A 14159-nucleotide genomic window follows, 5' to 3' on the forward strand; every position below is an offset into this window, starting at 1 on the left:
AAACAAACAGGCAATACAGGAGGTACCTATGAAAAAGCAAAACAAATTACTTTCCTTATTATTATCCCTGTTTCTGCTGCTGTTTACCCTGGCTCCCCAGTCGGCACTGACAGTCTATGCAGATGAAAATGGAGACATGGCTGTACATTTTATTGATATCGGACAGGGAAATGCCATCCTGGTACAGTCAGGAGGCCAGAATCTTCTCTATGACGGAGGAGACCCAAGCCACGCTGATCTGCTCATCTCTTATCTGCAGCAGCAAAATGTAGAAACCATTGACTATATGATTGCCTCACACTATGACGAGGATCATATCGGTGGCCTTGTTCCCTGCATAGATGATTTCTCTGTAAGCAATATTTTCGGCCCGGATTATGTACATACGTCCAATTTGTTCAACAATTTCATGAATACTGCTACTGCAAATGCCATCATCGTACAGTATCCTTCTGTAGGTGAGACCTTTGATTTCGGTACCGGAAGCTTCACTGTACTGGCACCGGACGGCATCAGCCAGAACAGTAATGACAACTCCCTTGTGATCAAGCTTGAAAATGGCTCCAACAGCTTTATTTTTACAGGCGATGCCGAGGAAACCAGTGAACAGGATATGATCAGTACAGGCATGAACCTTGACTGCGATGTGCTGTCTGTAGGCCATCACGGATCCGCAAGCTCTACAACCTGGGATTTTCTTGCAGCAACCTCACCTTCCTACGCAGTGATAAGCTGTGGGATCGATAATCAGTATCATCACCCGTCTGCTGATACCATGGGACGCCTGTCAGATATGGAAATCCCTGTATTCCGTACAGATAAACAGGGCACAATCATTGCAGTATCTGACGGAACCAACATCACATGGTCTCAGGAGCCCTGCAATGATTATTCTGCAGGCGGCTCTTCTGCAACATCTTCAGGTCAGAATGAAACGACGGTATCCGTTCCGGCTCCTGCACAGACAGAAAATGCCGGAGCAGATATAGGCACAATGGTGTGGATACCTGCAACCGGCAAAAAGTATCACAGTATTCCCAACTGTGGAAGAATGAATCCGGACAATGCCAGACAGATTTCAAAATCTGACGCAGAATCCAGAGGATATGATGCCTGCAGTAAATGCTGGTAAAAATATCTGATGCTTACAGGCACAGTTTTTTCTTCATATCCTTCATTACATGGAAATAAAGTACAAACAGAAGGGCTGTGGCCACGATCCAGGCAAAGGGACTGGCCATACAGGCCATTCTGTAGCTTTTTTCGTGGGCAGCCACAACAGCCATCACTCCCCTGCCGATCAGCTCCGCAACACCGGAAAGCATAGGCAAAAGCCCATATCCCATTCCCTGAAATCCATTGCGGTAGCAATTGACCACATAAAGAGGGATCATAAACATTCCCTCACACTGCAAGTAGATATCCACCATAGGAATCACCGTCTCCGCATTATCTGAGATAAACAGATATGCAAAATACTTTCCTGCAAAAAACAGAATAAAGCCCACTGCCACTGCATAGATACAGCCGATCACATCTGCCGAACGGAAGCCTTTGCGCACACGTTCCAGCTGACGGGCACCAATATTCTGTGCATTGTAGGTAGACATGGTGGTACCCAGAGCAACAAAGGCCTGGGTAAATACATTATCAATCTTGGAACCTGCTGTAAAAGCGGCTACTGCACCGGAGCCCAGAATATTCAGTGAGCTCTGCACCATCATAGTTCCAATGGCAGTAATAGAATATTGAAGTCCCATGGGGATTCCCACACGGATCTGTTTTCCTGCAATCCCGGGATCAAATCTCCAGTCCTCTCTCTCCATCCGAAGCTCCGGGACACATTTCCTGATATAGATCAAGCAGAGAACTCCAGACACTCCCTGGGAGATTACGGTAGCCCAGGCAGCTCCCGGCGCTCCAAAATGGAACACAATGATAAAGACCAGATCAAGGACAATATTAAGCCCTGCCGCCAGAATCAGGAAATACAGAGGTGTCCTGCTGTTCCCCAAAGCCCTGAGGATGCTGGCCACCAGATTATACAATACCTGGGTAAAAATCCCCCCACAGATAATCATAATATATCCATATGCTCCGTCAAAAATATCCTCCGGTGTATTCATAAAGACAAGCAGCCAGTGCATTCCCAGCATACTGACTGCAGTCAAGACTATCGTGATCACTGCTGAAAGAATTGCCGCATTTCCTACAGTCTTACGCATTTCATTCATACGTCCGGCGCCAAACTTCTGAGACGTCAGAACCGCAAATCCTGCAGTAATACCAAGCACAAAACCAATAATAAGGAAATTGATGGTGCCTGTTGCCCCAACTGCAGCCAGGCCTCCGGTACCCACAAACTTTCCTACGATCACTGCATCTGCCATACTGTACAGCTGCTGAAACACATTTCCAAGAAAAACAGGAATGGTAAAACCAAGCACCATCTTCATAGGCTTCCCTGCTGTCATATCTGTCTGCATCTTGTCATTTTCCTCCTATAAAGCCCTGATAAAAAAAGCTATCCTGCTGGCTGTCTGCCAAAACTTTTTCTGGAATTATACCACTGGGTATATCCATCTGCAAGATATTTTCTATTCTTTTTTTATGTCTTTTTTATCTCAAATATTATAGCTTTTTCTGTCCATATCTGTTAGAATTGACAATGATTAATAACAGGGGCTGCTGCACATACAGATGCGGCAGTCCCTGTCGAATGGATGAGGAAAATTAAAATGAACACAACAGCAAATCTTGGCAAGGCACCCGTACGCACTCTGGTGCTCCAGCTTGCCATCCCTTCTATGACCGCGCAATTGGCACTCTGGTAGGAATCGGAGGTTCCATTACCATGGGAATCCGAATGGGAGAAAAAAATCATAAAAAAGCAGAACAGATACCTTTTTCGCACTGATGGCTACAGGGCTTAATTACTTTATCAACTGTCAGGGCTTCCCCCTTGTAGGAATGTTTACCGTACTGATCGGCGCAGGATGTAACATCCTGTTAGACCCGATTTTTATTTTTGGTTTTCATATGGGAATTTCCGGCGCTGCCATTGCAACGGTTATTTCGCAGATACTCTCCTGCATCTTTGCAATGACCTTCCTGTTAGGAAAAAAGGTTCCTGTAAAGATTACCTTCGGACAATACAACGTGACATGCTCTCGCCACTTAAATTTTACAGATTTTGAAGTGGGAGCTTCCTGCTCAATTGCCCTTTAGGGCAAAGCTAAAACAGGCTATCCCCGCGTGTCCCGCGGTTCTTTTTTTATCCGGTTACGGATCTTTTCTGTGCTATTATGCACATTTTTTATATATTCTTTTTCCTTCTTTCAGAATATTGACCGCCGCATTCACATCCCGGTCCATCCGGTTTCCACATTCGCATAGGTATATCCGTTCTGATAATGCCAGTTCTTTCTTCTTATGTCCGCATACGCTGCATATCTTGCTGGATGCAAAATATCTGTCTACTTTTATCAGATATTTTCCACGTTCTTCCAGCTTATATCCAAGCATGGAAAGGAACTGGCCGTATCCGTTATCCTGTATCCCTTTTCCGAAATGCAGGCCTCCGGCTATCCCCTTCAGGTTCAAATCCTCCACACATACTGCGTCATAGTCTTCTGCAAGGCTGTGGCTGAGCTTATGCTGGAAATCCTTCCTCTGGTTCTTTATCTTTTCATGATATAAAGCAACCTTTTTCTTCTGTTTCTGATAGTTACGGCTGCCCTTTTCACATCTGGAAAGTTTTCTCTGTTCCCGGGCAAGTTTTTTCTCTGCATTCCGGTAGAACATGGGATATCCGGCTCTTTCACCAGTAGAAAATACACACATCCCATGCATGGCAAAATCCATCCCCAGGAATTTCTCCGCCTGTCTTTTCTCCGCTGTTTGGTTTTCACAGTCGAACAGCAGGCTGGCAAAATATTTTCCGGACGGTTCCCTGCTCACAGTCACTGATTTCAGCTTCCATCCCTCCGGGATCATACGGTGGAGTTTTATTTTTACCGGCTGCATCTTTGGCAGTTTCAGGAACCTGTCCTGCAGACAGATATTCCCATTTACCATATTCGTTGTATAGGATTTCCGCGAATGTTTTTTTGATTTATAATGCGGAAATCCCACTTCCGGTTCCCGGAAAAATTTCCGGAAAGCCCCTTCCAGATTTAACTGTACATTCGCCAGCGCAAGAGAATCTACCTCTTTCAGCCATGGATATTCTTTTTTATATCCGGCCGGCGTATTTTTCAGCATCTTTTTTTCTTCCTGATAATAACGGATCTTATCCGCAAGCATCCGGTTATAGAGAAAACGACTGCAGCCGATTGTCTTCTCTATCTGGGTTATCTGTTCTTTATTTGGATAGATCCTTATTTTTACTGCCCGGTTTATCTTTCTCACCCTTTCATATCATTCTGAAACCATTCAGGAGCATCTTTCACATGCCTCCAGTTTTCCAAAGATTTTCTTGCCTTATAATAAGTTGCATTTCTCTCTGCAAATCGTCTGTCCTTATCCCCTTTTTCGGGTATCTTTCCCAATTCAACCAGATCATATGTATTTTGTGCCTTTTTGAAATACATACCCGTTGTATCTAATTTATTTAACACATCTCTATTTACCATCGGAAAACCATTGGTATATAAATAAGCAATCGCTGTATTATCCTCATCTGGCCATAAATAATCATTCTTATTATTCAGTGTTACTTTCGATGACTTTCTGGAATTACAATACTTGCACCCTAAATTCAGGTTCTCCCAGGCTGTGAAATCTCCACCTTTCGACTTAGATACTACATGTTCTACCTCCGGAACATGCTTGATTGGCATTTCACAGTAAGAACAATACAGACCTATCTTATCTTCCAAATATGGTAATGCATCCTGATATTTATCTATTTTTTCATAAGGTGATTCACCTTTGTCTACTGGTCTCATTCTTTTTCACTTTCCATGCCTGTTCTATATATTGTTGATGAACCCATGCCATGTATGCAGGATTTTCACTATATTCAGCTTCTAGTTCAGCCAGTCTCTTTCCGAGTTTCTCTATCTCATCTGGGTTTTTAGCATCTCGCAATGCAGCAAAATACTCCTTTGACACTTCATATATTTTTCGCTTCTTTTCACTATATTGCGGTAATACTACCCCCATAATATCCTCCGCAATATCCTCAAGTCCCTCACCTGAATATTCGCTGTCCAATGGCTGATCTAATGTAAGCAGTTCCCCTTCTTCCAATGATTGAATGATAAACGGAGAATGCGTTGCACAAATAAACTGATTCTTGGAAATAATTCTTTTAAAATTCCTACAATACGTCTTTGCCAGGTAGGATGCAGGCTCAGATCAATCTCATCAATCAGAACGATTCCAGGTGTTTTTTTCAGTGCTTCTCCCTTTAAATATGGATTTAAAATACACATTCTTGTAGCAATATCCAGAATAATTTTTATTACATTTCGATAGCCATCACTCAGCATTTGGAATGGCAAAACAGTTCCATCTGATGTTTTAAGCGCAATCATATCATTCTCATACTTTGTTGACGATATAATTTCTTCTCCTGGTTGAAGTTCTTCTCTGAATGCTTCATTTACTGCTTTCAAAATTGCCTCATAAGACGGAAAAAGCTTCCCACCATTTTCTTCTACTGCAACGGCTTTAAGCATCTCAATATAACGAAATGCAATATCCAGTCCATGCTGTGCATCAAGGCAGTGACTATATGCCTCTGTTCTTCCAAATACACCTTTCTTAACTGCTTTTTTATTTCCATCTTTCCACAATCGTGCCGTACTAAGATAAAGCACCAGCGGAAGAATGACTTCGTTATCTGAATGGTCTGCCCGAGAAATTTTCTGTTCCCATTCAATTACAGTTGGCTGCATAGGATTAGAGCCACCAAATTTTGTTCTGGCATCTTCTTTCAAAATAACACGTTGAAATTCTATAGGTTCGCCCTTCTTATCCCACTGTGCCTTGCAACTTACTTTACATGGATACTGCGAAATTGTTCCTGTAGTAAGAATTGTACTATCCTCAGAAATTTGTGCTTTCTGTCTTGCATCCGTTGATTTTATGTTATATACAAATCGGGACGGAACATATGTTTTGTATGCTGCAAGATACGCTCCTAGCATCACATTTACAGCCTCTAATACAGATGTCTTTCCCGATCCATTTTTTCCTACAAAAACATTCATTCTCGGATTTAACGTAAATTTTTTATTTTCAAATATTCTGTAATTAAAAAGACTTAACTCCTGAATTCTAAATTCACACATAATTTCTGTCACCTTTCAACGAGTATATGTTCTTACAAATATTAACTATTCGACTATAACATTTTTCAAGATAGCTTGTCAATTTTTCTTCTAGCCCCTGACCTTTGCTTTCCATACACCAACCTTATCATCCTATTCCCCAACAAACGCCCCAGCATACATCCCAAACTATTATGTATAATATCATCAAACTCAAACAACCCTCTGCAAAACAGCCGTCCCGAAAATCTCCTTGACTTTGTAACAATCCACCTGAATACTAAATTTCTTCTTTAATTTCCTTTTTTAATTTTTCGTACTCATTTGTATCGAATTTATGTCCTTCATCAAATATCTGAGAAATTATATTCCAATATTTCTCTGCCTTCTTTTCATCAAATAATTCTAATCTAGCTTTAATCTTCACTGCTTCAAGCAATTGTTTGCGCATCCACTCATCATCTATTTCATTATTAACTATCTCTTCATATCCATTTTCCGTACTCCATTCATAAAAAGCTAACGTATCTAAAGATACCATAGCTTCCGTATATGTATCTACACGTCTATCAGTTTTTGCATTCGTATTACTTGCTGATATAGTCCAAACTGCAATCACTACACTTATTATCGACAATACCAAACCCACCCATGAAACAATTCCATATTCTTTTTCATTTTCCTGTTTATTTTTTTACTCATCTCTAACCTTCCTATTTCTTTGACATAATCGGCAGGATATGAAAGTATTCACTTGCCCGATTAACTACGTTTGTAAATTCTTCTCTATTCTCATGCAAATATACATCATATTCCAAATTCCATTTTTAACTTCTCCACAGCATCATATGGAAAACGTTCTGCGCTGCCTTCATCTTTCAGTAAAATACTAACAATCTTACCAGCCAGTTCTATACCATTCTTACTGTGGAGATGTTCTTTAATTCTTACCGCATTTCCTAAACCTCTTGCTACACACACCTGATCATATATTTCAAGTTGTGAGATAATTTTACCCACCTGGTAAGAAAACTCTAATTCATTCGTATCATCCGGACTTTCCATAATCTGATAGATTTGCTGTAGTCTGTTCAATATCTGCGCTGCATTTAAGTCCAGCGGTACATAAACACGAACATTATCATCAGGTAAAATCCCACCATTAGTACGTGTTCTTCCGGTAAGTGCTTTTTGATGCTGTTCTACCGTATCATAGTAAAAAGCCGTGTCTGCAATTTCCACTTTCTACATTCTGTCTGTTTTTTATTATAACAATCTTCATCTTAAACCGCAATGGTTTTCTATATTTCCACTTTTCTTCCATATTTTCTGCTATATTCTGCCGTTATCAATGCTCCGCTGCCTTTCCCGGCCTGGATTATGATTAATTTATCAGACCAACTGCTGATCAGGCGGTTTCTTCTGGGAAAGGTGTATCTGGATGGTGGAGTTCCGGGTGGATATTCTGACAGAAGCAGACCTTTTTCCTCTATACATTTCATCAGTTTGTGGTGTTCACTTGGATAGCAGATATCCAGGCCATTTCCTAATATTGCTATTGTATAGCCACCGGAATTGAGACATGCAGTATGTGCATAGCTGTCGATTCCTTTGGCCATTCCACTGACAACTGCGATCTGGGTCTTTGCATATTCCGATGCCAGGAATACCGTTTTCTGTTTTGCTTCCTGGCTGTAACAGGTCCGATAAATGGTATCTGCGTAAGCCATATCCAGTATATCATTATTTAACCACCACCATTTTACTGTTACTTTTGTCCAGTTCCCGGCACGTCAGGACTTTTTCTATATCTTTCAGCCTGACCTGCTCTTCTCCCTCCAGATCAGCACTGGTTCTGGCAAGCCTTAAGAGTTTATGGATCACACGTGCACTATATCCATATTTTTCGCTGGTTTCCCGTAAAAGGCCCAAAGAATCCGCATCAAGGATCTATATTTTATCAATGCGCTTTTTAAGATCTGAAGAAACACCTGATAGTCCATTTCATCCTCAAATATCGGTTTTCTTCTCACTCCCCTGTGCATAATATGGTAGGTTGCGCCCGGAAACCAAACTCTTAATTTTCTTGCAATAGTTATCCCTCCTTTGATGTTGTTATATTTTATATTATCATGTATGATTATTTAGATAAAAATCTGTCAGTCATCACAGATTTTTATTTCAATGTGTTTCCCAAGAGCATTGGCATATTTCTTCACTGTTCACACATTTTTTTATATTACAGAATCTTCTAACAAAAGTATCGAATCTCTCCAAAATATTGAATCCATGCCTGTATCACATCATCATGTCTGGCCTCTATCATACGCATAATATTGCGAAGGGTATGATTTGCAATGTGGGAATTATTATTACAAAGCAAGCAATTACCTGTACTGGTTATCCATATTTTTGTCGCATTTGCTGTCGGTGCTCCCTTGGCAACATGAATATGAACAGGCTCAAGTGGCTTATTTTCATTTGTCCAAAAATAAATCCAGTACTCGCCAAACCTAAAAATTCGAGGCATTATCAAATCCTCCCTCTTGTGAAAACTCTATAATCAAGTGCGCCATGGAATGTATAATTTCATCAAAACGACTTATTTCTTCATCTGAATACTGAAATATATCTTCCCATTCATAATCTGGAAGCCAACATGTTGCGTGTTTAAAACAATACTTCTCATCTGGAGTTTCTATATACACTTTTACTCTACCATTTGGTTTCATCTCAGAATGTGTAATTTCTGTATTGTCGTTCAATGTCATAAATGGATACATCATAATATCTTTTTCCGTTACTGAAAACTTATAAAAAGTTATAAACTTCTATGTTCCATTCCTACTTCAACGAGTATGCTTTTGATGATATAAATATCAATCTACTCACAAGTTCTTGTACTCTCCATAGGCGTAAATTCCGGACTAACGTATCCGTACATATTTGCATTAACGTTTCAGTGTCAGCTTGCAAATTTTTCTCCATAAGTCTTGAGATTTATAGATGCCTGGAAATCTCTGTCAATCATATTCCCACACGCACATCTATAAACTCTGTCAGATAACTTGAGATCTTTTTTGATGTTTCCACAACAGCTGCAAAGCTTTGATGATGGATAAAACCGATCAGCCACAATAAGCTGGATTCCTTTATCGCTGCACCTATATTCAAGCTGTTTTCTAAACCAGAAAAATCCCTGTGCCTGAACTGCTTTGGATAAATGTCTGTTTTTCATCATTCCGCTGACATTCAGATCTTCAATACATATAAATCTTGGTTTTCGATTTACGATCTCCGATATGGTCTGATTTAAATAATTTTTACGGATGTTTGTTAATCTGTGATTTCGTTTTAATAAAAGTTTTTCCTTTTTGATTACATTATTTGTTTTACAGTAACTTTCCCCTTTCTTATTTTTCTCGTAAGAACGAGAGATGCTACGCTGTAATCTGCGTTTCTGTTTTTCTGATTTCTTTACTTTCTGACTCTTATTGATGTTCTTATATTTAGTCCCATCAGAGCAGACAGCCAGATCTTTGATTCCCAGGTCTATGCCGACTCCGTCATCATTAAGTGTTTCCCTGCAGTCAGGAAATTCTACACATACGCTGATCCACCAGTTCAATCCGTCAAAGGATATTCTCGGGTTCATATATTTAGCATTTGTCGGAATACGTCCATGTTCTGCAAGTCCTACCCAATTCATTTTTTGTTTATTTGCTTTCCTGCTGGAAGAAAAGCCTTCAAATTTAACGTGTGTATTACTGAAGCGTATCTTAACGTTGTCCTGATAGAACTTCGGCATTGATCTCTTTTTTGACTTGAATCTTGGGAATTTCTGCAAACCCTTAAAAAAGTTCTTATACGCAGTACAGGCATCTTTTATGGCTTTTACCATCTGTTTCCTCCTGTATCAGTTCACGGATAAGTTTCTTAGCTTTATCCGCTCGTTTTCCCTGTAATTTACAACTGCATACTGTGATTAGCTGAACCAGATCTTCAACAAGTTCCTGCTGTTCGGATTTTTCGTTACTGTTCACTCCGTTCTCAGTAACGTAGCCAAAATTCATTCCAGATTGCCTGCGGCAATGGAATTTTGGCTTGTATGTCTCGGAATTTTGGCATATTCATGCCAAAACACCTCGCGGGATAGTGCTGTGTGAACAGTAACGATTTTTCAGTATTATCAATGATCTCAATCTCACAATTATAAAGTGAAGCGATATATTCTATCAGCTCAAAACCAAATCGCAATAGCCAATTGTAATGCGGTTTTTAGGCTTTACATTTATTACCTGGTTGAGTTGCTCATCAGAATAATTCTATAGCCACTTACTGTAGTATGATGCGGATGAAGTTTTCCATTGGCACCCAATTTCATAATGTCTGGGCAGATACGCCTATAATTTTTGAAAATTCATGTACTTCGCAGGGTCTGACCCTAGAGATAATTATCATATTCTTACTTAGATTATAACAATTATTTTATTTTCATACACCATATTTTTTTATTATTATCAAAAAATCTGCATCCGATGTTGCATTCTTCCAAATTATACGGTCTTTTTGATATTGTTTTGATTTATGTTATCATGTATGATTCTTCAAATAAAAATCTGTCAGTCATCACAGATTTTTATTTCGATGTGTTTCCCAAGAGCATTGGCATATTTCTCCAATACTATCAAGGTGGGCACTCTGCCTCCACTTTCGAAGCGGGCCAGATTTGACGGCTTGATCCCGGTAATATCTGAAATCTCCTGCTGCGTCATCTTCTGGTTATGTCTTTCATCTACCAGGCTTCTGATCGTTTCTGCTGATTTATTTAACACGGTTTCCTGTATCTTTTCTGTATAAATCGCCAGACGCCTTTCACGGGCTTCCTTTTCTGAAAAATACTCTTTCATATTTTCCTGCATATGCTTCTCATCCTTTGCTCAACATAATTTTTAAGCAAATTATATCACGGATGATATGCCTCCGCAAGATATTTATACTTTCTTTACAGAACTTTTAGAGCTTGTTTAATCATTTTATAGGTACTTCATGGGGTCTGACCCTAGAGAGACCTCAACTGGAAACACATTTTTTTGGGACTCAAATTTCACAATGAATGGATTAATATCCTCAATATAAGTCCGAAAAACTTCATCTAGCTGATCTTTGTATTTAACAAGAAAGGCTGAATCAATCTTAGTACTTCCGCTCATCTTTCTTCCATCCCTCTATTCGTCTATCGACATCTTCCATTGTCATTATTTTCTTAGTTGTAATCGTATGGTTGCCACGTGCTGCAATACGATGATCAACCGTCTTAGAAAAAACTGGTTTTTTCCCTGATTTGCTTTTCACGAAAGTCATTTCTTGATCATAATCCATTCTTGCAAGTTCTGCAACAGTCATTCCCAACGATTTTTCAAGTACAGATCTAGTACTTGTTCTCAGAAACATATCTACTCCTCCTACGCTGTTATGGCGCATATAAATGTCTTTAAGCCATTTTCATGCAATTTTTTACGAAACCATTGATATAGTGCCATGTAAATGTAACTATTATATCACGTCAATTCTCAAAAAACAATAAAAGCTCAAGCATATTCTCAGATATCCATCGAATCATAAAACAGTTTGAGACGTTGCTGGACAAAGGCTATCAACAGAATCTGCAGACACAGCATATATATGTCGTATCTAAAGAACTGTCCCTGCTCAATCGTCTGACAAAATATAAGAATAGCCATCTTTGCATTCTGAGCCACTGACGCCTTCCAGCTTCTTGAACACACGGCTGAAGTAGTTCAGCTCTCCGATGCTGCATTCCAGACCGATCTCCTCGATGCTTTTGTCGGTAAACAGGAGCATACCTTTCGTATGGGTGATCCGCACCTACTGCAAGTAAGTGACCAGCGTCACACAAGGGCAGTATGTTAAGTTCCGAACATCATTACCACACAAGTTATGCGCCTGAGTTGGCTTTATAGAATTTTCATAAAACTTTTATTTGCAGTTTCTGGTACCTGACCCCACTGTGGTCATGAAATATTTCGGACGAAAAAAATGCCATTATTATATCTATTTATTGACCGCTACAAGTATTCTTCATTAAAAGAGTTAGCATCTTTTGCAAGTGGATTGGAAAAGGATATTTCAGCTGTTGAAAATGCAGTTGCCAGTGACTTAAGCAATGCTTTTGTAGAAGGAACAAATAACAAAGTGAAGATGGTAAAACGCACTATGTATGGTCGATGTAGCAAGAAGTTATTAGCAGCAAAGCTGATGTACAATCCTGTATAAAATCAGGATTGTACGTAAATATGCGGAAGAACCATTTTTATTTTACAATAAACAGTGGATTGGTTAGTTCCTTTCCAGGCAGGATTTCCACCTGCATTATTTCAAGCCCTTGCAGGGTGCACTGCCTGACACCGTGTGACGTATAGGAGCACTATCTGTTCCACTGTTTTTCGAAATTTTAATAAGGCACTTAAATATCAGGGCTTCCAACAAATCATTTGACACATTAGCAGAGCGAATACTGGCTAAAACCATCTCTTCTTTTGATGATTCGGTAAAGTCTATCTCAAATCTTCCATTATTCTGACATAACTGTTCTATGTAGATTCTTTGAGTTCTTCCGTTCCCTTCTCTGAATGGATGAATCATATTTAATTCACCTAAATAATAAGCAAGTCGACAGCTCATCTCTTTCTTATCCGTTATATCCGATAAAAAATTTTCATTCTTTAGTTTTCTATAAAGATCCTCAAACTGCACTTCTATAAACTGTACCAAACAAAAAATTGTGCCCTTTGAAATATCAACTGTTCTTGTCTTTCCAGCCCATGCATATACATCCTGAAATAGCTGCTTATGAATTGAACAAAGATGATTGAATGAAAAATCTCCAGTCACACCTTTATTTGCCAGCTCAGCCTGACGGACAGATGAGTAATCTCTCTCCGCTTTATGCAAAACATCAATATCTCTAATATCGAGCTTATTCTTTAATATATTTGTTCCTGGATAACAATACTTTTTGTCTTTTTCGTTATCATAAAAATAATCATACTCTTGATCTTTCACGACGCTTTGAGGATACACCATACTTGTTATTCAACTCTGCAATTGCATCAGCAACTGATACCTTCTTAGTAAGCACATTCTTCACTCTTTGACGACACTCTGTATCAAATTGCATATTCTCCATCTTGAAACTAGCCTCAATACTACTTACCTTTCTATCAACTGTCATATTTGTATCCTTTCTCCTTTCCCCATTACTAAAGAAAAAGTCTTATAGATATTAGTATTATAGCACAGAATCTCTCTTTAATACAGTAAAAATAAATTTTATCTACATTAGGCACTTTAGCAATTTGTGTTCACAGTGATACTACCTGTCTGATGTATACAACAAACCTGTATTTTTGATACAAATGAACAAGTAAGCAGAATCACCATTTACCACAAACTTCTGTTCCGAGTTGGCTTTATAGATTTTTCACAAAACTTTTATTTGCTGTTTCTGGTGCCTGACCCCTAGTACCCCTCGAACTGGATTTGGCTTATATTTGCCGTCTCTTATCTCTTGGATTAGGGTTTTCTGGTTTTCTCTTAGGTAGGGTAGAAGTTCATCCATCTGCATTCCGTCAATTCCGCCGCTTCCTTTGTTTGATTTTACTTGCTTATACGCCTTATTAAGATTTTCTTTTCGCAAAATCAAATCCAAAAGATTGTTCGTCCAATAGTCTGTGATGACACCGCTCTTTTCAGTAATCTTAGAGTAGTCGAACACTTCTGCATACTCTTTCTGTTCCGCAGATACCATTTGCAGATAGTCTTCTATATGAAGTTGTCTGTTCTTAAATCCACTTTCAG

20 protein-coding genes and 3 pseudogenes are annotated in these 14159 nt (G+C 39.2%); 3 read left to right on the forward strand and 20 right to left on the reverse strand.

Annotated elements, in window-relative coordinates; all coding sequences use genetic code 11:
* Positions 1-28: 28 nt before the first annotated feature.
* A complete protein-coding gene (locus ACTNC6_RS10615) occupies positions 29-1132 on the forward strand; it encodes a ComEC/Rec2 family competence protein (protein WP_441044046.1) in 1104 nt (367 codons plus the stop codon).
* A 13-nt stretch (positions 1133-1145) separates the two neighbouring features.
* Here the strand turns inward: ACTNC6_RS10615 and ACTNC6_RS10620 are convergent, their stop codons facing one another.
* Positions 1146-2486: an MATE family efflux transporter gene (locus tag ACTNC6_RS10620; RefSeq protein WP_441044047.1), complete on the reverse strand. Its 1341-nt coding sequence runs from the start codon at positions 2484-2486 to the stop codon at positions 1146-1148.
* A gap of 430 nt (positions 2487-2916) precedes the next feature.
* Here ACTNC6_RS10620 and ACTNC6_RS10625 point away from each other — a divergent pair, with 430 nt between their 5' ends.
* The gene (locus ACTNC6_RS10625) at positions 2917-3228 is read left to right on the forward strand and encodes a hypothetical protein (RefSeq protein WP_441044048.1); all 312 of its coding nucleotides are present in this window, start codon (positions 2917-2919) and stop codon (positions 3226-3228) included.
* A 75-nt stretch (positions 3229-3303) separates the two neighbouring features.
* Here the strand turns inward: ACTNC6_RS10625 and ACTNC6_RS10630 are convergent, their stop codons facing one another.
* From ACTNC6_RS10630 to ACTNC6_RS10705, 16 genes and pseudogenes are all read right to left on the reverse strand, one after another.
* Positions 3304-4410: an RNA-guided endonuclease TnpB family protein gene (locus tag ACTNC6_RS10630; protein ID WP_441044049.1), complete on the reverse strand. Its 1107-nt coding sequence runs from the start codon at positions 4408-4410 to the stop codon at positions 3304-3306.
* Positions 4407-4949, reverse strand: a complete 543-nt coding sequence (locus ACTNC6_RS10635; protein WP_441044050.1) for an HNH endonuclease — start codon at positions 4947-4949, stop codon at positions 4407-4409. Before ACTNC6_RS10635 ends, ACTNC6_RS10630 begins: the two co-directional genes overlap by 4 nt.
* On the reverse strand, positions 4927-5166 hold the full coding sequence (locus ACTNC6_RS10640; RefSeq protein ID WP_441044051.1) for a hypothetical protein: 240 nt from the start codon (positions 5164-5166) through the stop codon (positions 4927-4929). The genes ACTNC6_RS10635 and ACTNC6_RS10640 overlap by 23 nt, the downstream gene beginning before the upstream one ends.
* 59 nt (positions 5167-5225) lie before the next feature.
* Entirely contained in the window at positions 5226-6299 is a 1074-nt protein-coding gene (locus ACTNC6_RS10645) for an AAA family ATPase (protein ID WP_441044052.1), read from the reverse strand.
* A gap of 259 nt (positions 6300-6558) precedes the next feature.
* On the reverse strand, positions 6559-6915 hold the full coding sequence (locus ACTNC6_RS10650; RefSeq protein WP_441044053.1) for a hypothetical protein: 357 nt from the start codon (positions 6913-6915) through the stop codon (positions 6559-6561).
* A 170-nt stretch (positions 6916-7085) separates the two neighbouring features.
* Positions 7086-7520, reverse strand: a complete 435-nt coding sequence (locus ACTNC6_RS10655; protein WP_441044054.1) for a hypothetical protein — start codon at positions 7518-7520, stop codon at positions 7086-7088.
* 59 nt (positions 7521-7579) lie between these two features.
* The gene (locus tag ACTNC6_RS10660) at positions 7580-8008 is read right to left on the reverse strand and encodes a DNA-processing protein DprA (RefSeq protein ID WP_441044055.1); all 429 of its coding nucleotides are present in this window, start codon (positions 8006-8008) and stop codon (positions 7580-7582) included.
* A gap of 13 nt (positions 8009-8021) precedes the next feature.
* Positions 8022-8228: a hypothetical protein gene (locus tag ACTNC6_RS10665; RefSeq protein WP_441044063.1), complete on the reverse strand. Its 207-nt coding sequence runs from the start codon at positions 8226-8228 to the stop codon at positions 8022-8024.
* A 301-nt stretch (positions 8229-8529) separates the two neighbouring features.
* Entirely contained in the window at positions 8530-8808 is a 279-nt protein-coding gene (locus tag ACTNC6_RS10670; RefSeq protein WP_441044056.1) for a DUF4160 domain-containing protein, read from the reverse strand.
* On the reverse strand, positions 8792-9064 hold the full coding sequence (locus tag ACTNC6_RS10675) for a hypothetical protein (protein WP_433844407.1): 273 nt from the start codon (positions 9062-9064) through the stop codon (positions 8792-8794). Before ACTNC6_RS10675 ends, ACTNC6_RS10670 begins: the two co-directional genes overlap by 17 nt.
* A 179-nt stretch (positions 9065-9243) precedes the next feature.
* A complete protein-coding gene (locus tag ACTNC6_RS10680) occupies positions 9244-10179 on the reverse strand; it encodes an RNA-guided endonuclease InsQ/TnpB family protein (protein WP_441034827.1) in 936 nt (311 codons plus the stop codon).
* Positions 10142-10321: pseudogene (locus tag ACTNC6_RS10685) on the reverse strand (hypothetical protein); the annotation flags it as partial. The gene ACTNC6_RS10680 and the pseudogene ACTNC6_RS10685, both read right to left, overlap by 38 nt.
* Before the next feature lie 142 nt (positions 10322-10463).
* Positions 10464-10739, reverse strand: a pseudogene (locus tag ACTNC6_RS10690) (MerR family transcriptional regulator); the annotation flags it as partial.
* Positions 10740-10900: 161 nt separating this feature from the next.
* Positions 10901-11200, reverse strand: a complete 300-nt coding sequence (locus tag ACTNC6_RS10695) for a helix-turn-helix domain-containing protein (RefSeq protein WP_019161589.1) — start codon at positions 11198-11200, stop codon at positions 10901-10903.
* Between the two features lie 274 nt (positions 11201-11474).
* A complete protein-coding gene (locus ACTNC6_RS10700) occupies positions 11475-11732 on the reverse strand; it encodes a hypothetical protein (protein WP_441044057.1) in 258 nt (85 codons plus the stop codon).
* 258 nt (positions 11733-11990) lie between these two features.
* Entirely contained in the window at positions 11991-12143 is a 153-nt protein-coding gene (locus tag ACTNC6_RS10705; RefSeq protein WP_441034830.1) for a hypothetical protein, read from the reverse strand.
* A gap of 195 nt (positions 12144-12338) precedes the next feature.
* Between ACTNC6_RS10705 and ACTNC6_RS10710 the strand changes: the two genes are divergently transcribed.
* Positions 12339-12575, forward strand: coding sequence for a transposase (locus tag ACTNC6_RS10710; protein WP_441044058.1), 237 nt, complete (start codon positions 12339-12341; stop codon positions 12573-12575).
* Positions 12576-12671: 96 nt separating this feature from the next.
* On the opposite strand, the gene ACTNC6_RS10715 is transcribed toward ACTNC6_RS10710, so the two are convergent.
* The 3 genes and pseudogenes from ACTNC6_RS10715 to ACTNC6_RS10725 all read right to left on the reverse strand — a co-directional run.
* Positions 12672-13364, reverse strand: coding sequence for a Fic/DOC family protein (locus ACTNC6_RS10715; protein WP_441034833.1), 693 nt, complete (start codon positions 13362-13364; stop codon positions 12672-12674).
* A complete protein-coding gene (locus tag ACTNC6_RS10720) occupies positions 13345-13533 on the reverse strand; it encodes a hypothetical protein (RefSeq protein ID WP_441044059.1) in 189 nt (62 codons plus the stop codon). The genes ACTNC6_RS10715 and ACTNC6_RS10720 overlap by 20 nt, the downstream gene beginning before the upstream one ends.
* Positions 13534-13782: 249 nt before the next feature.
* Positions 13783-14159 (reverse strand): annotated as a pseudogene (locus ACTNC6_RS10725) (reverse transcriptase domain-containing protein); the annotation flags it as partial.

This window comes from Blautia sp. HCP3S3_C4 (genome assembly GCF_052064095.1).
Classification (GTDB): Bacteria; Bacillota; Clostridia; order Lachnospirales; family Lachnospiraceae; genus Blautia_A.

Bases quoted from the DNA above. Each gene is read 5' to 3' on its own strand.
- ACTNC6_RS10720 (WP_441044059.1), bottom strand. From the start codon at position 13,533: ATGACAGTTGATAGAAAGGTAAGTAGTATTGAGGCTAGTTTCAAGATG.
- ACTNC6_RS10675 (WP_433844407.1), bottom strand. From the start codon at position 9,064: ATGATGTATCCATTTATGACATTGAACGACAATACAGAAATTACACAT.
- ACTNC6_RS10710 (WP_441044058.1), top strand. From the start codon at position 12,339: ATGCCATTATTATATCTATTTATTGACCGCTACAAGTATTCTTCATTA.
- ACTNC6_RS10705 (WP_441034830.1), bottom strand. From the start codon at position 12,143: ATGCTCCTGTTTACCGACAAAAGCATCGAGGAGATCGGTCTGGAATGC.
- ACTNC6_RS10660 (WP_441044055.1), bottom strand. From the start codon at position 8,008: ATGGCTTACGCAGATACCATTTATCGGACCTGTTACAGCCAGGAAGCA.
- ACTNC6_RS10635 (WP_441044050.1), bottom strand. From the start codon at position 4,949: ATGAGACCAGTAGACAAAGGTGAATCACCTTATGAAAAAATAGATAAA.
- ACTNC6_RS10695 (WP_019161589.1), bottom strand. From the start codon at position 11,200: ATGCAGGAAAATATGAAAGAGTATTTTTCAGAAAAGGAAGCCCGTGAA.
- ACTNC6_RS10620 (WP_441044047.1), bottom strand. From the start codon at position 2,486: ATGCAGACAGATATGACAGCAGGGAAGCCTATGAAGATGGTGCTTGGT.
- ACTNC6_RS10625 (WP_441044048.1), top strand. From the start codon at position 2,917: ATGGCTACAGGGCTTAATTACTTTATCAACTGTCAGGGCTTCCCCCTT.
- ACTNC6_RS10680 (WP_441034827.1), bottom strand. From the start codon at position 10,179: ATGGTAAAAGCCATAAAAGATGCCTGTACTGCGTATAAGAACTTTTTT.
- ACTNC6_RS10645 (WP_441044052.1), bottom strand. From the start codon at position 6,299: ATGTGTGAATTTAGAATTCAGGAGTTAAGTCTTTTTAATTACAGAATA.
- ACTNC6_RS10615 (WP_441044046.1), top strand. From the start codon at position 29: ATGAAAAAGCAAAACAAATTACTTTCCTTATTATTATCCCTGTTTCTG.
- ACTNC6_RS10670 (WP_441044056.1), bottom strand. From the start codon at position 8,808: ATGCCTCGAATTTTTAGGTTTGGCGAGTACTGGATTTATTTTTGGACA.
- ACTNC6_RS10640 (WP_441044051.1), bottom strand. From the start codon at position 5,166: ATGGGGGTAGTATTACCGCAATATAGTGAAAAGAAGCGAAAAATATAT.
- ACTNC6_RS10700 (WP_441044057.1), bottom strand. From the start codon at position 11,732: ATGTTTCTGAGAACAAGTACTAGATCTGTACTTGAAAAATCGTTGGGA.